Source organism: Floridaenema flaviceps BLCC-F50, from assembly GCF_041929275.2.
GTDB lineage: Bacteria > Cyanobacteriota > Cyanobacteriia > Cyanobacteriales > Aerosakkonemataceae > Floridanema > Floridanema flaviceps.
The window spans coordinates 3,216,162-3,233,944 of sequence record NZ_JBHFNR020000001.1 but is presented as its reverse complement, the minus strand read 5'-3'; the positions used below and the strand labels follow the sequence as shown (position 1 = coordinate 3,233,944).

17 protein-coding genes are annotated in these 17,783 nt (G+C 39.1%); 9 read left to right on the top strand and 8 right to left on the bottom strand.

Going from position 1 to position 17,783, the window contains the following annotated elements:
- Positions 1-107: 107 nt before the first annotated feature.
- Positions 108-2,387, top strand: coding sequence for a bifunctional diguanylate cyclase/phosphodiesterase (locus tag ACE1CI_RS15585; protein WP_413266034.1), 2,280 nt, complete (start codon positions 108-110; stop codon positions 2,385-2,387).
- 158 nt (positions 2,388-2,545) lie between these two features.
- Positions 2,546-3,394, top strand: a complete 849-nt coding sequence (rsmI, locus tag ACE1CI_RS15580) for a 16S rRNA (cytidine(1402)-2'-O)-methyltransferase (RefSeq protein WP_413266035.1) — start codon at positions 2,546-2,548, stop codon at positions 3,392-3,394.
- Positions 3,395-3,402: 8 nt separating this feature from the next.
- Here rsmI and ACE1CI_RS15575 read toward each other — a convergent pair whose 3' ends face one another.
- Together ACE1CI_RS15575 and ACE1CI_RS15570 are read right to left on the bottom strand one after the other, a co-directional pair.
- Complete coding sequence (locus ACE1CI_RS15575; RefSeq protein WP_496615500.1) at positions 3,403-3,876, bottom strand: hypothetical protein; 474 nt, start codon at positions 3,874-3,876, stop codon at positions 3,403-3,405.
- Between the two features lie 5 nt (positions 3,877-3,881).
- Complete coding sequence (locus ACE1CI_RS15570) at positions 3,882-4,448, bottom strand: hypothetical protein (RefSeq protein ID WP_496615499.1); 567 nt, start codon at positions 4,446-4,448, stop codon at positions 3,882-3,884.
- Positions 4,449-4,717: 269 nt separating this feature from the next.
- Here ACE1CI_RS15570 and ACE1CI_RS15565 point away from each other — a divergent pair, with 269 nt between their 5' ends.
- Complete coding sequence (locus ACE1CI_RS15565) at positions 4,718-5,038, top strand: lipopolysaccharide assembly protein LapA domain-containing protein (protein WP_413266037.1); 321 nt, start codon at positions 4,718-4,720, stop codon at positions 5,036-5,038.
- Positions 5,039-5,097: 59 nt separating this feature from the next.
- Here the strand turns inward: ACE1CI_RS15565 and ACE1CI_RS15560 are convergent, their stop codons facing one another.
- Positions 5,098-5,931, bottom strand: coding sequence for a 1-acyl-sn-glycerol-3-phosphate acyltransferase (locus ACE1CI_RS15560; RefSeq protein WP_496615498.1), 834 nt, complete (start codon positions 5,929-5,931; stop codon positions 5,098-5,100).
- Between the two features lie 190 nt (positions 5,932-6,121).
- The gene (locus ACE1CI_RS15555) at positions 6,122-6,667 is read right to left on the bottom strand and encodes a thermonuclease family protein (RefSeq protein ID WP_413266039.1); all 546 of its coding nucleotides are present in this window, start codon (positions 6,665-6,667) and stop codon (positions 6,122-6,124) included.
- Between the two features lie 299 nt (positions 6,668-6,966).
- Between ACE1CI_RS15555 and ACE1CI_RS15550 the strand changes: the two genes are divergently transcribed.
- Positions 6,967-7,842, top strand: a complete 876-nt coding sequence (locus ACE1CI_RS15550) for an SDR family oxidoreductase (protein ID WP_413266040.1) — start codon at positions 6,967-6,969, stop codon at positions 7,840-7,842.
- A gap of 52 nt (positions 7,843-7,894) precedes the next feature.
- On the opposite strand, the gene ACE1CI_RS15545 is transcribed toward ACE1CI_RS15550, so the two are convergent.
- Complete coding sequence (locus ACE1CI_RS15545) at positions 7,895-8,500, bottom strand: GDSL-type esterase/lipase family protein (protein WP_413266041.1); 606 nt, start codon at positions 8,498-8,500, stop codon at positions 7,895-7,897.
- Positions 8,501-8,838: 338 nt separating this feature from the next.
- On the opposite strand from ACE1CI_RS15545, the gene ACE1CI_RS15540 reads away from it, so the two are divergent.
- From ACE1CI_RS15540 to ACE1CI_RS15525, 4 genes are all read left to right on the top strand, one after another.
- Entirely contained in the window at positions 8,839-9,303 is a 465-nt protein-coding gene (locus ACE1CI_RS15540; RefSeq protein ID WP_413266042.1) for a hypothetical protein, read from the top strand.
- A 132-nt stretch (positions 9,304-9,435) separates the two neighbouring features.
- Positions 9,436-10,554 (top strand): DegT/DnrJ/EryC1/StrS family aminotransferase, encoded by a 1,119-nt coding sequence (locus ACE1CI_RS15535; protein WP_413266043.1) that lies wholly within the window; start codon positions 9,436-9,438, stop codon positions 10,552-10,554.
- Between the two features lie 45 nt (positions 10,555-10,599).
- The gene (locus ACE1CI_RS15530; protein WP_413266044.1) at positions 10,600-11,373 is read left to right on the top strand and encodes a class I SAM-dependent DNA methyltransferase; all 774 of its coding nucleotides are present in this window, start codon (positions 10,600-10,602) and stop codon (positions 11,371-11,373) included.
- Positions 11,374-11,412: 39 nt separating this feature from the next.
- Positions 11,413-12,615, top strand: a complete 1,203-nt coding sequence (locus ACE1CI_RS15525; RefSeq protein WP_413266045.1) for a glycosyltransferase family protein — start codon at positions 11,413-11,415, stop codon at positions 12,613-12,615.
- Positions 12,616-12,909: 294 nt separating this feature from the next.
- On the opposite strand, the gene polA is transcribed toward ACE1CI_RS15525, so the two are convergent.
- The 3 genes from polA to ACE1CI_RS15510 form a co-directional block, all read right to left on the bottom strand.
- On the bottom strand, positions 12,910-15,837 hold the full coding sequence (polA, locus tag ACE1CI_RS15520) for a DNA polymerase I (protein WP_413266352.1): 2,928 nt from the start codon (positions 15,835-15,837) through the stop codon (positions 12,910-12,912).
- A gap of 127 nt (positions 15,838-15,964) precedes the next feature.
- Positions 15,965-16,756 carry a PD-(D/E)XK nuclease family protein gene (locus ACE1CI_RS15515; protein ID WP_496615497.1) on the bottom strand — a complete coding sequence of 264 codons (792 nt, stop codon included), beginning with the start codon at positions 16,754-16,756 and terminating at the stop codon, positions 15,965-15,967.
- Between the two features lie 23 nt (positions 16,757-16,779).
- Entirely contained in the window at positions 16,780-17,364 is a 585-nt protein-coding gene (locus ACE1CI_RS15510; RefSeq protein WP_413266350.1) for a PAP/fibrillin family protein, read from the bottom strand.
- 123 nt (positions 17,365-17,487) lie between these two features.
- Between ACE1CI_RS15510 and ACE1CI_RS15505 the strand changes: the two genes are divergently transcribed.
- A complete protein-coding gene (locus tag ACE1CI_RS15505; protein ID WP_413266349.1) occupies positions 17,488-17,736 on the top strand; it encodes a DUF3134 domain-containing protein in 249 nt (82 codons plus the stop codon).
- The last annotated feature ends 47 nt before the right edge of the window (positions 17,737-17,783 follow it).

Sequence of the window (17,783 nt, the reverse complement as noted above, 5' to 3'; positions counted from 1 at the left end):
TTTAAAATGATTAAATTTAAATTCTTAAGATAAAATCTTAGAAATATTTTTTGTAAAATTGGTTAGAAGAGAAAATTTTACAGTATCTTTAAACAGAGAAATTGTTTATGCAAGAGATATTCAAAGCGTTGTTTTTCTCAGAAAATTTTGTACCCCACGGACACTGCTACTTGTGGAATCAGGGCTTAGTTTGGTTGCACGTACTATCAGACGGGTTGACTGCATTAGCTTACTATTCAATTCCGTTAATGCTGATCTACTTCGCCTACAAGCGGCATGACTTACCTTTTAAAAGCATTTTTTTCTTGTTTGGCGCTTTTATTATTACTTGTGGGACAACTCACCTGTTGGAAGTTTGGACGCTGTGGCACCCTGTTTACTGGCTTTCTGGTGGTGTGAAAGCGCTGACGGCACTAGTTTCAATGTACACAGCTTTAGAATTGTGGCCTTTAATTCCGCAAGCTTTAGCACTTCCTAGTCCAGCAGAATTAGAGATTGCTAACCAAAAATTAGCAGCAGAAATTGCCGAAAAACAACAAGCTGAAGCCACATTAAAACAGAGAGAAGCGCACTTTCGCTCACTTTTTGAAGGAGTTAGTCTGGGGATTGAAATTATTGATTTGGCAGGAAGGACGATCGCCAGTAACCCAGCATTGCAAAAAATGTTAGGGTACCACGAGAAAGAATTAACTAGCTTCGATTTTACAGGAAATATTCTTCCCCAACCCTCGCCTAAAGAAGATGAAAATAGCGAAAATCCTGTGCCAGGGAAACGTTATTTATTAAGAAATAGACAGGCATTAATTGATAGCGATCGCTATCAAAAAGAAAAGCGCTACCTTTGCAAAAATGGGCAGATGATTTGGTGTCAAGTTCATGCTTACCTAGTACGTGATGACCAGGGTAAACCGCAATTCTATATTCGCATGGTCGAAAATATTACCGAGCGCAAACAAGCATTAATTGAATTACAGCAATATCAGGAACGCTTAGAAGATTTAATCGGAGAACGTACAGCTTTACTGACTCAAGTAAATCAACAACTTTCTTGGGAAGCTAGTCATGATGCACTTACAGAATTAATTAATCGTCAGGAATTCAGAAAACGCTTAGAGGAAGGTTTGGAAACAGCTAAAAACCAAAATAAACAGCACGTTATGTGTTATTTAGACTTAGATAGATTTAAGATTGTTAATGATACTTGTGGTCATGCTGCGGGTGATGAACTGTTGCGCCAAGTAAGTAATTTGTTGCAAAATCAAGTGCGTCAAACAGATGTTTTGGCAAGACTTGGCGGCGATGAATTTGGCTTGCTATTGTTTAACTGTTCCATTCAGCAAGGACAAGTTGTTGCTCAATCACTTTTAGAAAGTATCCGGGAATTTCGTTTTATTTGGGATAATCAACCTTTTACTATTGGTGTAAGTATTGGTTTAGTGACAATTAATGCCGAAACTAAAAGTATAGAAAGCTTAATGAATATGGCTGATGCTGCTTGTTACCAAGCCAAAAATAATGGGCGTAATTGTATTTATACTTACGAACCTGATAAAGTGGAAACAGCACAAACAACTCTGGCGGAACAATGGTTAAAGAAGATTAATCAAGCAATTTCTGCTAAGAGAACAGATAAGTTAGCTAAAAATCAATTCCGTTTATATAGTCAACAAATCTTTCCCCTAAATTCTGAGCCATCTCGATTAGAATTTCAAGAAATCTTGCTGCGCTTGGTCGATGAAAATGGGGAAATAATTCCGCCAATGGCTTTTTTACCTGCGGCAGAACGTTATGATTTAATTACGACGATCGATCGCTGGGTAATTGATACTGTTTTTGGGATATTACATCAGCAAAGTCAGGAAGCACAAAGCCATTATTTATATGCAATTAACTTGTCAGCTTCTAGTGTGAAAGATGACGAATTAGTTGATTTTATAAAGGCACAACTAGATACATATCAAATTTTGCCCCAGTCTATCTGTTTTGAAATTTCAGAAACCGTTGTAATTTCCCATCTTCATGGAGCAACAAAGCTAATAGAATCCTTGAAATATTTGGGCTTTAAGTTTGCCTTAGATGACTTTGGTATCGGCGTTTCTTCATTGAATTACTTAAAACAAATCCCTGTGGATTATTGGAAAATTCATGGCGATTTTGTTCAACAAGTGAAAGATGATTTGATAGCTTATGAGATGATAAATATGATTAACCGAATTGCTCATATCTTAGGCATTAAAACTATTGCCAAGTTTGTCACAGATAATAGTATTATGCTAAAAATTAAAGAAATGGGACTAGATAACGCTCAAGGCTATGGAATAGCTGCACCTCGTCCGTTAGTAGTTAATTCTCAACTAATATATGAAGTTATAGGAATGGAGGAATAGGTGAAAGTTTCTCGTAAGGAGAGTTGGGATTGGGGACTGGGGACTAGGGACTGGGAGAGTTTTGAGTTAATGAACTTCCCCATCTCCCCATCTCCCCATCTCCCCATCTCCCCATCTCCCCTGCTGCCTCAACAAGTAATTTAAATGATTAACAGTTTATGGGAATACTTTATTTAGTAGCAACTCCGATCGGTAATTTAGAAGATATGACTTTTCGGGGAATTAGGATTTTACAAACTGTAGATTTAATTGCGGCAGAAGATACGCGCCATACGGGAAAGTTGCTGCAACATTTTCAAATTAAAACGCCACAATTGAGTTATCATGAACATAATAGTCAGCAAAGAATTCCTGAATTGCTGTCACAATTGAGTCAAGGAAAAACGATCGCACTCGTCACCGATGCCGGAATGCCGTTAATTTCCGATCCGGGATATGAGTTAGTTAAAGCTTGCGTTGCACAAGGGATTTCTGTTGTACCTATTCCCGGCGCAAATGCGGCGATTACCGCTTTAAGTGCGGCTGGATTAGCTACAGATAAATTTGTTTTTGAAGGCTTTCTACCAGCTAAAAGTAAAGAACGCCGCACCTATTTGGAAACATTAACAAGCGAAACTCGCACGATAATTTTTTACGAATCTCCTCACCGTTTGCGGGAAACTTTGCAAGATTTAGGCACAATTTTGGGGGAAGAAAGAGAGATTGTTTTAGCCAGAGAGTTAACCAAAATGCACGAAGAATTTTGGCGGGGAACAATTACAAATGCGATCGCTCATTATACCAACCGCGAACCTCAAGGCGAATTTACCTTAGTAGTTGCTGGCGCTACCTTAGAAAAACCCCAACTTTCAGAAGCAGCAATTAAAGCCGAATTACAAAACTTACTGATGCAAGGATTATCTCGTTCCGAAGCTAGTCGTCAGTTAGCTCAACAAACATCACTTCCCCGCCGCCAAATTTACCAGCTGGCACTCTCCATTCCCGAACCTAATTTGGCTGATGAATAAACTAGTTTTCAACTATCTTGAAACACCTCTAGAGAGAACATTTCTGATAAAGTGCGAAGATAAGGCAAAAATGGTGCTACGCGATCGAGAGATAAGCGATCGTGCATTTCCCAAAGTATATTGTTTAACATCTCCTGCACTAAAGTCCAACTGACTTGCAAACGCGGATATAACATTACACAAAGCGGAAAAAGTTCCTGTTGTACAGAGCGAATATTACCTTCTAAAACACATAAACACAGGTAAACTTGGAACATTTCCACATCGCGAATGCTGGAAATTTTTACAATTTCTGAACGCAACGATCCAGAGTAACTTTGATAGCTGGGGTGTTGACGAATCACGCGATCGTAAACTGCATGAGCAATTCTAGTACTAATTGGTAAAAGATGCTGAACTGCTAATAATGCTGGCGAATTTACTTCATGATTAGCCGCCGCTTCGTAAGCTGCTTGCAACGGCATATACATATGATCGTCCATCACCTTTAAGTAAGGTGTAAATAACGCTTGTTCCGCAGGTGAAACCACCCCAAAATTTTTTGTCCGGTGTAGTGAAATTGCATACTAACAAAACCGATCGCACGCGGATCTTGACTAGTATATTTGTGCCGAACTCGACCGCAATCTTTACCCACAAGTACCGAAAGACGTTCTGGCGCAGCGCCACCAGCATAAGCTTCCCAAGCTTTTTGAAACAAAATTCTCGTATCAGCCGCAATTTCCAAAGGATTAATTAATTCTGGATTTATTCCGTGACGACGAATTTCTTCCGAAAGTAAAGTTTCTGTCAACGACCAAGCTTGAGCACTGGCTAAGGTCAAATTCTGCATCAATTTATTTGCCGTTTTCCGCCGACCTATTCCAGAATTTACTTCTTCCTGGCTTTCATTTTTTGTTTGTTTCTGACTATTTTCACGGGTGACTGAAAGGTAGTATTTTTTGGCCCATAGTACCGCCAGAGAATGATAATTCGATTCTAATGACTGGTGTTGGGAAGCGGGAACACTACCAGACTGAACTTTAAAAGATGCAGATGCCAAAGGTTGAGTCATCACTTTTCGTTTAATTTTCTAAAGATGGTTTAAAAAGACCTGCTAACGAGCTTTTCTGTCTAATTTTTTTGAGCCAGAGGTTATTAGACTTAGTTAGACCCCTTTTTTCTAGAGCACAGAGGTTCAGCAAAAAATCTGATGAGAGCGATCGGATTCTACTGAATCTTTATACTCAGAAATGCTAAAGTATGAAAAGTATGATGTATTTTTACGTAAAAGTAAAACATTTTCTTTACGAAAATTAACTTTAAGGAAATTACAGTAATTTAATGAAATCTCTAGCCACGTTAATTATTTCTGTAATAGTTGCAGTCTGGATGATGGCGATCGCCATTCTCTCCGTACAAAACGCCACTCTAGTCACCCTAAAGTTTTTAGCTTACGAGTCAATACGCCTACCTGTTGGCGTGGTACTGGCGTTTAGTGCTGCTGCGGGTGCGATCGTCGGTGCGATCGTCGCTCTCCCCCTGTTCACTTCCCCTACAGAACCAGAAGATTTTCCCGCAGATAGTTACCGAACAGAAAATCGCCAGCAACAAACTACAGTCGGTGCAGATGATTGGTTGGAAAAAGGCTCAAATGATTGGTAAGTTAGGGTATTTTTGAGTTAGTAAACATCTACTACCAACTACCTTCTACCAACTACCTTCTATTTAACTAAATCATCTAATTCTTGTTGCATGATAAAACGAACTTTTTCATAGCAGAAATTAACGTATTCGCGATCGCTAGCTGCTTCCCTTCCATAGCGTTCAAAAATAATTGGCGCACCAACACGAGTTTGAATTGGTACTGGTAAAGGAATATGAGGTAAAGGGCCAATTCCGATTCCCCAAGGTAAGCCTAAATAAATCGGAAAAACTACCGGATCGATATTAAATAACCAAGGCATTCCCCACTCATGTAACTGCTGCATTTGTTTGTAAATGTCAGCCAAAACGATAAAATTTTCGTGAGCACCATGAGAAATTACCGGAACAATTGGTACTTCCTCGCGTAATGCTAGTTTAATAAACCCTTTGCGCTCTGCAAAATAAATTTTATTGCGTAAATTATAGGGACGGAAAACATCTTCTGCGCCACCCGGATAAACTAACACGCTGGCATTTTGGCGAAAGGTCGCGATCGCCATTTTCGGATGAGCCATAATTGCTCCTGCTTTTTCCGCTAACTGCGCTACTGGCAAAGCATATTTCCAAACATGAGGGTGCATTAAACCATAAACAGGACGCGAAAAACCAAACCGCCGAAACCAATCGTAGATCATCATAAACATATCTGGTGCGGCTAATCCTCCATTATGAGAACCAACAAACAGCACTTTTCCCGGAGGAATTTGTTCCCAACCGCTAGTTTTTACCCGAAAATATTCATGATAAAGCCATCCCCAAATAGGCATCAAAGATTTAATAAATTCTTCTTCGCGCCGTTCTAAAGACCAACCCGGTTTAGTTTCCCACTGATAATTTTGAGGCTTTTTCATACTTGATTAACGTAAGTTTCTCGTTATAAACTGTTTGCGTTTTTGATCCCCCATTATCCCCCTTAACAAGGGGGACTTTAAATCCGAATTAATAGCGTAGCTTTCTCTGGTTCCCCCCTTTGTAAGGGGGGTTAGGGGGGATCTAAGAGGGATCTAAAAGACAATCTATATAAGTAGCAGGCTTGAGTTATTATTTAATGCGCCGATAATCCCAAGGCGCGACGAATTGGGGGTCTTTCCAAACCCCACGTAAGTTTTTTTTCGCATCTACTTCTGCTTGTTCAATAATCTCTTTACTGGGACAATATCGGAGATAAGGACGATTGACTAACGCTAAACCTTCCCGAATTAAAGTTTCTTGAATGAAGGTACCATTAGGTAAACGAACTTCGGCAACTTGCCGACCGTACCTATCAGTATCAGTGATATTCAAGACAACGCGATCGCCTCCTTGATTAACCAACTGCTGCACTCTTGATTGTGCTTTTACCCCCCAATTAAATTGGTTTCTGTCCACCGGATTTTGGCTATTTCTTTCCCTATTTGAATGGGGAACTTCCGGCGCATCAATACAGGCAAAACGGACGGTAACATTACTTTTATCGCCTTGACTGACAGCGATCGTATCTCCATCACTCACTCGCTTGACCATGTAAGTATTTTCACCCGGAAATAAGTTACATCCGGCTAAACTTAGAACTAGTGCGATCGGAATCAATTTGTGAAAGTTAATCATGTATTTATATTTACCACAAAAATAACAGGTTTACACAGATATTTCTATTTTGACTCAATCTGTAGGGTGTGTTAGCGCAGCGTAACGCACCATTTCTGAGCTAAATATGGTGAAATGAAAGGTGCTACGGATAGTCAAATCAAAGGTGCGTTACGTTATTACTAACGCACCCTACGGATAGTCAAATCAAAGGTGCGTTACGTTATTACTAACGCACCCTACGGATAGTCAAATCAAAGGTGCGTTACGTTATTACTAACGCACCCTACGGATAGAAGCTTGTGAATTTAGGTGGTAAAATGAAAAAACTTTTAGTTACTGGCGCTAGCGGTTTTTTAGGATGGAACCTTTGCCAACTTGCTCAACAAGAATGGGAAGTTTACGGCACTTACTTTAGCAAACCTGTAGAAATCCCCAATGTAAATTTAATTAAAGTTGATTTACGAGATTTTGAGCAACTCAAAAACCTATTTCAGCAAATTCAACCAACAGCAGTTATTCATACCGCAGCGCAATCTAATCCTAACTTTTGCCAAACTCACCCGGAAGAATCCGCAATAATTAATGTTACAACTTCTAGCAACATTGCTGGTTTATGCTCTGATTATTCTATCCCTTGCGCCTTCACTTCCACCGACTTAGTTTTTAATGGTTTAAATCCGCCTTACCAAGAAACAGATCCAGTTTCTCCCGTGAACATTTACGGCGAACAAAAAGTCTTAGCTGAACAAGAAATGTTAGCTAGATATCCCCAAACAGCCATTTGTCGAATGCCATTAATGTTCGGCATTCCGTCACCACAAGCAAATAGTTTTATTCAACCATTTATCAAGATGCTCAGAGAAGGAAAAGAGTTAAGTTTATTCACCGATGAATTTAGAACACCCGTAAGTGGAAAAACTGCTGCTAGTGGACTTTTATTAGCTTTAGAAAAAGTTAACGGAGTGATTCATTTAGGCGGAAAAGAACGCATATCCCGTTATGAATTTGGTAAATTAATGGCAGAAATATTGGAACTTCCCCAAGATAAACTAACAGCTTGTTTGCAAAAAGATGTGCCAATGGCAGCACCTAGATCTAAAGATGTTTCGTTAAATAGTGACAAAGCTTTTGCTTTAGGGTATCAACCTTTAAGTTTACGAGAAGAGTTAGAAATGTTACGAGGAACAATTTAGGTACGTTGTTGCGCTTTAGCGCTAAAGCGCAACAACATACTTATTGTTTAGTTCAACTATTAAACCAACCTTGCCAAGCATCCCATTTCTGCACCAAATTAGCAAACTCTAAATAACCTGCTGCATTGGGATGGTAACTATCATTAGCGGCTACTTCTTTCAACCAAACTTCTGATTTTTGCAATGGGGTAAAAACATCTAGATAAGGTACATTTAGCTGTTCACAAACAATGGCTAATTCTTGAGATAAAATTTCAACTCTGCTGTTTTGTTCTACTTCTGTAATGGGAGGCGGACTTACCATTAATACAGAAAATGAGCTTTTGGCAACAGACAGGATTTGCTGAGTATTTTCTCTAGTTTTACTCAATTCAACACGGAGTTTGCCATCTTCAATTGTGGTATCATTTACGCCAAAAGAGAAGAGGATTCTGCGATCGCAATCCTCCGGCAACCTCCGCGACACCTCCTCAAACCAACGTCCCGCAATATCAGTACTAGTTTCCCTTCTAATTCCCAAATTATAGTAAGTAACATCATGACCTTGTTCGATCGCTGCATTACAAATTCTTCCTGTCCAACCTAGACATTCAGAATCACCAGTACCATTAACGAACGAGTCACCAACAAAGCAAATTCGGACATTAGATAAAGCCATTGTTTCTTTAAAGGTAAATATATCGAACACTTACAAATTATTCAAATTATTATAAGTATTACTACGGTCACAGTAGTTGCAGGTGTACCGTTTTGTCTGTATAAGCCATGACTTTAGTTCCAGGAACGACTATCAAAAACCCGATAATTAAATTCTTCGTTAATTCTGAAATTTTTACTTGATAATTTTGCCTGGATTTGGCATATTAAAGGGAGTATCTTTAGTTCCCCAGTCTTTGCTTCTCTCATATTAATCTATAGGTGCTTTTTTTTGCTCTGATTTCAGTACCATTCGCCCATATTTCTGTTCTTAAACGTTCTTAAATTTAGAGGTAATTAATGAATACATCTTCCCAACAGTTGGTGGAGGAAATCACCCATAACGATCGCTTGCTGGCGATCGTTATTTCTGCAAAGTTTAATCAGCCTGGAATTCACTTTTTCACCCCCAATACCTTTTCTCAACAACTAGCTTATATCAACCATCCCACAGGCAAAATTATTCAGCCCCATATCCACAACCCAGTTTCTCGGATTGTATTTTACACCCAAGAAGTTTTATTAATTAAAAAAGGACGATTACGGGTTGACTTTTACAGCGAACAGCAAGAATATTTAGAAAGCCGACTTCTAGAAGCAGGAGATGTCATTCTACTAGTAGCTGGCGGTCATGGCTTTGAAGTAGTAGAAGAAGTAGAAATAATTGAGATCAAACAAGGGCCTTATGTCGGAGAAGAAGACAAAACCCGCTTCCCAGGCATCACGCAACAAAAAAATGAACCGTTATCACTTATCAGTAATTAGATTTTCTGTTGATTTGGTTTCTCGATCGACAACTGCTGACTGATAACTGGTTTAAAAACCCCACATTAGGCTGCGATAACTGATAACTGTTGACTGATAATTTACTTATGTTTAGGAGGAAAAATTTACCAAATGAACGAGTCAATCCCCGTTAATCAGCCGCTCTTAGATGGTAAAGAACGACAATATCTCAACGAGTGCATTGATGGGGGTTGGATTTCTTCCGAAGGGCCATTTGTTAAGCGATTTGAAGAAGAATTTGCTGCCCGTCTCGGCAGAAAACACGGCATCGCTGTCTGCAATGGTTCCGCTGCTTTAGATGCGGCGGTAGCAGCTTTACAAATTGGCGCAGGCGATGAAGTAATTTTGCCAACTTTTACCATTATTTCCTGTGGTGCGGCAATTGTGCGATCGGGCGCTGTGCCAGTTTTAGTAGATAGCGATTCCCAAACTTGGAATATGGACGTGGCGCAAATAGAAGCCAAAATCACGTCCAAAACTAAAGCAATTATGGTTGTTCATATTTACGGTTTACCTGTTGATATGACACCCATATTAGCTCTGGCAAAAAAGTATAATTTAAAAATTATTGAAGACGCTGCTGAAATGCACGGTCAAACTTATAAAAATCAAGCTTGCGGCAGTTTCGGTGATATCAGTACTTTTAGCTTTTACCCCAACAAACACATCACCACTGGTGAAGGCGGAATGCTCCTCACCGATGACGACGACTTAGCAGAAAGGTGCCGTTCTTTGCGTAACTTATGCTTCCAACCACAAAAGCGTTTTGTCCATGAAGAATTGGGTTGGAACTTCCGCATGAGCAACCTGCAAGCAGCTTTAGGTTTGGCGCAATTAGAAAGATTAGATGAATTTGTCGTCCGCAAACGCAGAATGGGAAAGCTCTACACCAAATTGTTAGCAGATGTTCCCAGCTTACAATTACCTGTTACCCTTACAGATTATGCTGAAAATATTTACTGGGTTTATGGTATGGTTCTCAAACAAGAAGTACCTTTTGATGCTTCTGAAATGATGCGGCGCTTGGGGGAATATAAAATTGGCACTCGCCCCTTTTTCTGGAATATGCACCAACAACCAATATTCCAAAAAATGGGATTGTTTGCGGGAGAAAGTTATCCGGTGGCAGAAAATTTGGCGCGTCGCGGATTTTACGTTCCTAGCGGTATGGCTTTGACAGAAGAGCAAATTCAAACAGTAGTAGATGTGTTGAAAAAAGTCTTAGAGTGAGCTACATGATTGCGGTCAGTTTATATTTTAAGTTAGCGGATTAATATGTCAGTTTTTGCCAATTACGCTCGCTATTACAACTTACTTTACCAAGATAAAGACTACGCTGGTGAAGTGCAGTTTATCCATAAGTTGCTGCAAAACTTTGCACCTGATACCCAATCTATCTTAGAACTAGGTTGCGGAACAGGAAGACACGCTGCACTCTTGGCGGAATTAGGTTATGAGGTGTATGGCGTAGACTTTAGCGCTGATATGCTAGAGCAAGCAGAAAAGAGCTTGGTGAATTTAGATCCCGCTGTAGCGTCAAAGCTTAAATTTGCCCGTGCGGATATGCGTACTGTGCGACTCGATCGCCAATTTGATGCCATAATCTCATTGTTCCACGTAATCAGCTACCAGACAACCAACCAAGATTTACAAGCCGCCTTCGCAACTGCAAAAGCGCATCTGAAGCCTGGAGGAGTGCTAATTTTTGATTGCTGGTACGGGCCTGCTGTGTTGAGCGATCGACCTACCGTGCGAGTTAAGCGCTTGGAAGATGAAGAAATATTGGTTACTCGCATAGCTGAACCAGTCATGTATCCTAATAATAATTTAGTGGATGTCAAATATCAAGTATTTATCAAAAATAAATCTAATGGTACAGTAGAAGAGCTCCAAGAAATTCATAAAATGCGCTATTTATTCAAACCGGAAATAGATGTTTTCTTATCCCAAAACCAAATAGAGTTACTTGCTTTTAAAGAATGGCTCACAGATAAAGATCCAGGCTTTGAGACTTGGGGGGTTTACTTTATAGGCAAAAGCATAAGCTGAATAAATTCAGGTTAACCTTAATTAAGGCTAAATCAGAACATGAACAAATACTGCTCTATTTTCTTTTATGAAGGCTATGTTGGTATTGCTCCTACTGTAATTAATGCCACCAAACTCTTAGTTCGGAATGGATACTCAGTAAACATCTACGGCAGAGATAATAAATACGCTGAACCGGGAGAGATGGGGGAAAAAGTAAGAATATTTTACTTTCGCGAACTCTCAAATAAATTTGAATTTCTCAGTTACATGGGCTTGAAAAAAGATTCATCTGGATTCAAATTCATTATATATGCTATTCAATGTTTAATTGAGGTTTTAAAAAATAGTCGAGCTTCAGAACAAAAAAAACAGATTAATATAGGTATTGATGTTTATGGATCGATCGCCGCTTTACTCAGCTTTTACTTATTTAAGCAGAAATTTTTATTCCTTTCTCTCGAATTAAGAGAACTCCACAAATTTAGTTCAATTATTGGCAGCCTCGCTAAACTAGCTTATAAAAAATCCGCAGCAGCGATCGTTCAAGATGAAGATAGATTTGCCACCCTTTGCGAACAATATGAATATCGACATCCAAAAGTTTTTTATTTGCCAAACTCTCCTCTCAACGAACCCAATAGTTTCACAGATGAAAATAGCGCCAACTACTTTAGAGAAAAGTTTAATTTAAGTCAAGAGAGATTTCCCTATATTATTTTACAAGCAGGCACGATCGACGAAATTTTCTTGTCCAAACCAATCGCAGAAGCATTTGCATCGATCGATAATGGATGCGCTTTGATTTTTCACGAACCATTCCCAAAACCCTTAACCCATCCATATATTAAATCTATCCAAAGCGTTAATTCAAAAAACTTGTTCATTTCAACCGATCCTGTGCCATATCAAGAAGTAGATAAAATCTACGCTTCCGCAACCATCTGTCTAGCTTTATATCAAGCTTATGACGATAATTGTAGTAAGATTGCAATGGCTTCTGGGAAATTAGCCCATTCTTTAAAAATGGGGAAACCAGTAATAGTAAATGACTTGCCATCATTACGGGAATTAACCGAGAAATATCAATTTGGATTTATCATTAAAGAACCATTCGATCCAGAAGAGATAAAAATGGCGATCGAAGCAATTGTCAAAGATTACGAAATGTACAGTCGGAATGCCAAATTATGCTTTGAGGCAGAATTTGATTTTGGGAAAAAGATGGAACCTATTTTAGAATTTATGGAAAATGTCGAGTAATATCGAATACCCAAATGTTTGCTACAAATAAAGCATGGGTTAGGAATAATAAAACTTGTTTGTAGTAAAGACTTTAGTCCCCCCACCGCCTTCATCTGGGGACTAAAGTCTTTACTACGAACTATGGTTATAAGTAGGTAGATATAAATAAAGTGAAAAATAGGGCGGGCAGGATGCCCACCCCACAAGAAAGCTGTAACTCTTGTGGGGTGGGCATCCTGCCCGCCCCATGCTTAGATAACTATTATCACTTTATTTATTTACACCTACTTATTAGCGGACATGATATCACTTCTACTTTGCCTCCATCCAATTTTCTCCCACATGAACATCAACCACCAAAGGAACACTTAAAGGTAGTGCATTCTCCATCGTTTCCTTAATTTTTGGTTGCAACTCTTTCCACTCGGAATGAGGAACTTCAAACACTAACTCATCATGCACTTGTAATAACAACCGCGCCTGATAATTGCGGAGAACTTCATGCAATTTTACCATTGCAATTTTAATAATATCGGCGCTAGAACCTTGAATTGGCGCATTAGCAGCCGCACGCAAAAGTTGTGCGTCATTTTGTCCCATATTCTTCAATTTTGCCAAATCAACTTCATCTGGGTTACTACCTTTAAAAGCGCGTAAACTACCACCTTCAAAGTTAAAATAGCGACGACGACCTTTAATGGTTTCGACATAACCTTTGGCGATCGCTTCCCGTTTCATTCTTTCCAAATAATCAAACACTTTGGCATAACGGGTATTGAATTTTTCGATAAAATCACTAGCAACTGCCTTTTTAATTCCGGTAGAACGGGAAAATCTCATTGCACCCATGCCATAAATTACCCCAAAGTTAATTGTTTTCGCTATCCGGCGTTCATCAGGGGTAATATCTTCTTTTTCAAAGACAATTTTAGCTGTAACCGTGTGAATATCTTGATTATTTTGGTAAGCTTCCACTAACACAGGTTCTTGGCTTAAATGTGCCAAAATTCTTAACTCAATTTGTGAGTAGTCAGCAGATACCAATAACCAGCCTGATTCCGGTAAAAATGCCTTGCGAATTCTTCTGCTAAACTCGGTACGAATGGGAATATTTTGTAAATTGGGATTAGAAGAAGAAAGTCTTCCTGTAGCTGTTGCAGTTTGGTTAAAATCAGTATGTACTCGCTGATTTTTATCCATCAATTGTGGTAAAGCATCTACATAAGTAGATTTCAATTTAGATAAAGTGCGAGATTCTAAAATCGCATCAACAACGGGGTGATCTCCCTGCAATTTTTCCAAAGTTGCTGCATCAGTAGAATAACCGGAAGCAATTTTACGCGATTTCTTTTTATCTAAATTCAATTTTTCAAACAACAACTGACTTAACTGTTTTGGTGAACCTAAATTAAATTTATCTCCCGCAGCTTCATAAGCCTTTTCTTCGATCGCTTTCAAATCCTGTTCTAACTTTTGGGATAATTCTTTTAGATAATCTGCATCAACTCGAATTCCAACTTCTTCCATTTCCGCTAAAACTGGTTCCAAAGGTAATTCTATTTCTCGCAGCAAAGTTTCAAGTTTGGGAACAGGTTTTAGTTCTTCTTGCAGCTTTCCAACTAACTGAAATGTGGCGTAAACTTGCATTCCGCAATAATCAGCAATTACCGGAATATCTACATCACCAATAGTTTTACCTTTAGGAACTACACTTTCATAACTTTTGATGGTTAATCCTAAATATCTTTGGGTTAATTCGCTGAGGCTATGGTTATTTTCAGGGTTCAAAACATAACTAGCTATCATTGGATCGAAGACAACGCCAGCGAGATTAATTCCCTGACAGCGGAAGACTAAGCGATCGAACTTCGCATTCTGAAAAACTTTCGGATATTTATCACTTTCTAAAATCGGACGTAAAGCTTCTAAAACCGTTTCTTTATTTAAATTTTCCCCTGATGCGTGATTGATGGGAATATAAGCAACTTCATTAGAGTTAGTTCCCCAACAACAACCAATTCCTACTAATTCCGCACACAAAGGATCTAAATCACTAGTTTCTGTATCCCAAGCAACTGTGACTTTGGTACAGGTTTTTAATTGTTTTACTAATGCAGTGAGTTTGGCTGGAGTATCAACAATTTGAATCGTAACTGGTGAAGCTGATTGTTTTTGTGCAGCTAGGGTTTCTTCATAAGTAAAAAAGTCTAATTCTGCTGATTCGTCGGGAAGTTCTACCTCATTAATAGGTAAGTTTTGGGTAACAAATTCTGGTTTTTCTTCCTCAACTACACCGCCAAATGCTTGCTGTAGCTGTTTGACTTTTCCTAAGTAAGATTTGAACTCTAATTTTTCTAATAGCGGTTCTAAAACCGAGGTATCAAAACCTTTAAGTTGACAATCTTCTAATTTAATTTCCAAAGGAACATCGACAACTATTTTAGCTAAATGCTGAGAGTGATAAGCCGCATCTTTCCCCGTTTCTAATTTAGTTTTATTTGCACCTTTAATTTGCTCTAAATTCGCGTAAACATTCTCTAAAGAACCGTACTCAGAAAGCAGTTTAACTGCTGTTTTATCACCGATCCCTTTGACACCGGGAATGTTATCAGAAGCATCACCGCATAAAGCTTTGTAATCTACTACTTGTTCTGGCAGAATTCCCATTTTTTCTTTGACTGCTTCCGGGTCAAATTCTGTTAGTCCGGTATTGCTTCCTCGCTGTAAGAAATTGTTGCCTAAGTAGAGAACGCTAATGCCTTTTTTGGGCTCAACTAATTGAAATAAATCGCGATCGCCTGTCAAAATCTTTACCCGATACCCCGCTGCACTCGCCTGTTCTGCTAAAGTTCCCAAAACATCATCCGCTTCATATCCCGGCGCGGTTACAATTGGCAAATTAAAAGCGTCTAATAATTCGTGGAGATTCTTTAAATCAGTGATAAAATCTTCTGGTGTTTCTTGACGATCGGCTTTGTAAGTGTCATCTGCCTCATGGCGGAAAGTTGGCAAACCTAAGTCAAATGCGATCGCCATACTTTGCGGTTTTTGTGACTCAATCACCGCCAAAAGTGACTTGAGAAAACCAAAACAAGCACTTGTCGGAATACCACTTTTAGTTTTTAAACCGCCATCTCTTCCTTTAGCAAAAGCATAAAAAGAACGAAAGGCTAAAGAGTGACCATCTACTAGGACGATCAGAGGTAAATTTTCCGGTTTAGTAGCGTTAGATTTTGACATAATCATTTATTTTAACTCAAGTTGCTAGTTCTGATAATTGAGATTAAAATTAGGTACGTTGTTGCGCTTCAGCGCTCTTATTTCAGAGGTAATAAGAGCGCTAAAGCGCAACAACGTACTGTTACTACTAACCAAAATCTAGCGGAACCTCTTCTATATTAGCCAAAGCGAGAATTTTCTCTTGATTTATTGTCGCTTCTTGAGTTTCTAAACTCCTTTCACATCTCACCCCAAACTGACAAAAATTACAATCCCTAGAACTTTCGGCAATTTGGGGAAACTCCTCTCCTATTTTATACCTTTCTAACCAATAATTTAGTTGATTTAACAACCCAATTAAATCCTGTTTCGTTTGTTCATGCTTTTCTGTATTGTAAGCAAACCTTAAACTTTTTGGTTCCGGTTTAGATTGAACAAACCAATAGGTCATGGAAATTTCTTCGGGTTTATAATCACTCGTTTGGGCCAAAACAAACAAATATAAACGAGTTTGCCAATCCTTTTCTAAAAATTGTCGTTTTTTCGGTTCTGGATAGGTTTTCCAATCTAAAATTTGGGCTTTTTTATCAGAAGCGATTAATAAATCATAAGCCACTGTCAGTAAGCAACCTTGAAAATTTAAACTACGAAAATGTTCGCTGTCGCGGAAGTTGTCATTAGGGGGATTAGGTGTTAAGATTTCCGGCGCAGCACTAACTAAAGCAACTACAGAATCTTGCATTTTAGTATCTTCTTGCAACAGAGATTCGATCGGCAATCCTAATTCCCGCTGTTGCATCAACAAGTGAAAATGACTCCCCCAACTCAGCTTTTCTTGCTGTTCGGGAGTAGTCACAGAACCAAATTGATCCAAATAAGTATGTTGAAACTTTCTCGGACAACTGGAAAGTATGTTTAAGTGTCTTTGGGATAAGCGCATAAGCAATTCCAGATTTCAAAGGTTTAGGATTTAGTTAACACAAACACGCTGCCCTCATTACCTCTGCCGATTCGCATATCATCATCTAAGTAAGTAATGTCCAGCCAACCTTTTTGTTCGCGGTTAGTAATCGCAAAATCAATTCCCAAAAACTTTTTCCCAGATTCGATTTGTTGAATAAAATTATCTGGGGTTCGATAATCAAACAACCGTTGTAAACCGCTAATCGCCCGATCGAATCTCACATTTACTCGACGTTCGGAAACCGGAATAAAAGTAGCAGTCACACTGATAATACTTTCCAAAAACGGCAACCCAGAAACTTCGGCAATGTTGTAGATTTTAGTATCCTGAGTGCGAACACATTGGTAAATTTGCCCAAGATTAAACAACGGCAGATTATCAATACCTAAAAGTTCCCGGCTGGTAGTATAAAGTAATCGCCAATTTCCTTCGAGTAAATCTGTAGCTTCCGTTGGTCGGGGAGTGGGGTTGCGGTCTTCCAATTGGGCAACTAAAGCCATGATTGCCAGCTTATCATTTTCCTTGGCTAGTAAACCACGATTTTTTCCGGCGATCGCTTCTAGCAGTTCCATCTTGCCAATCATGTTCACACACCTCTTTCGATCTATTTACCACAAGCATACTTTCAAAACTAGACTCGAATAGGTCGATAATTGCTAAACTCTTATTGTCTGAATATTGAAACAAAGCAACCCTTAACGCTCATTATGGTATATAACCCTTCCTTGCGTGAAGAGCCAATAGATCAACCCGCAGCTGTAATCCCCACCAAACATGAAACTTCGATTCTTGATTGGTTAGAATCTACAGGTCGCCTCTTAGCAAGAGATGAAGTCGCCTCTCAAGATTATTCCGAAGAAGGCGAAGACATCGATGGTTTAATAGCTGTTGATGAGGTAGGATATGACGACGACTTCGATGATGATGACATCGGAGAGTTGGACGAAGAGATTTAATCTTTCAAGGCAGAAGGGAAGAAGAAGTGGGGAGATGGGTTCGGTTA

Coding starts and splice junctions, on each gene's coding strand:
- ACE1CI_RS15550 (WP_413266040.1), top strand. CDS start 6,967: ATGAAAAAACTTTTAGTTACTGGCGCTAGCGGTTTTTTAGGATGGAAC.
- ACE1CI_RS15560 (WP_496615498.1), bottom strand. CDS start 5,931: ATGAAAAAGCCTCAAAATTATCAGTGGGAAACTAAACCGGGTTGGTCT.
- ACE1CI_RS15575 (WP_496615500.1), bottom strand. CDS start 3,876: ATGGACGATCATATGTATATGCCGTTGCAAGCAGCTTACGAAGCGGCG.
- ACE1CI_RS15510 (WP_413266350.1), bottom strand. CDS start 17,364: ATGATTGGCAAGATGGAACTGCTAGAAGCGATCGCCGGAAAAAATCGT.
- ACE1CI_RS15565 (WP_413266037.1), top strand. CDS start 4,718: ATGAAATCTCTAGCCACGTTAATTATTTCTGTAATAGTTGCAGTCTGG.
- ACE1CI_RS15555 (WP_413266039.1), bottom strand. CDS start 6,667: ATGATTAACTTTCACAAATTGATTCCGATCGCACTAGTTCTAAGTTTA.
- ACE1CI_RS15540 (WP_413266042.1), top strand. CDS start 8,839: ATGAATACATCTTCCCAACAGTTGGTGGAGGAAATCACCCATAACGAT.
- ACE1CI_RS15530 (WP_413266044.1), top strand. CDS start 10,600: ATGTCAGTTTTTGCCAATTACGCTCGCTATTACAACTTACTTTACCAA.
- ACE1CI_RS15570 (WP_496615499.1), bottom strand. CDS start 4,448: ATGACTCAACCTTTGGCATCTGCATCTTTTAAAGTTCAGTCTGGTAGT.
- ACE1CI_RS15525 (WP_413266045.1), top strand. CDS start 11,413: ATGAACAAATACTGCTCTATTTTCTTTTATGAAGGCTATGTTGGTATT.
- ACE1CI_RS15505 (WP_413266349.1), top strand. CDS start 17,488: ATGGTATATAACCCTTCCTTGCGTGAAGAGCCAATAGATCAACCCGCA.
- ACE1CI_RS15585 (WP_413266034.1), top strand. CDS start 108: ATGCAAGAGATATTCAAAGCGTTGTTTTTCTCAGAAAATTTTGTACCC.
- ACE1CI_RS15515 (WP_496615497.1), bottom strand. CDS start 16,756: ATGCGCTTATCCCAAAGACACTTAAACATACTTTCCAGTTGTCCGAGA.
- polA (WP_413266352.1), bottom strand. CDS start 15,837: ATGTCAAAATCTAACGCTACTAAACCGGAAAATTTACCTCTGATCGTC.
- ACE1CI_RS15535 (WP_413266043.1), top strand. CDS start 9,436: ATGAACGAGTCAATCCCCGTTAATCAGCCGCTCTTAGATGGTAAAGAA.
- rsmI (WP_413266035.1), top strand. CDS start 2,546: ATGGGAATACTTTATTTAGTAGCAACTCCGATCGGTAATTTAGAAGAT.
- ACE1CI_RS15545 (WP_413266041.1), bottom strand. CDS start 8,500: ATGGCTTTATCTAATGTCCGAATTTGCTTTGTTGGTGACTCGTTCGTT.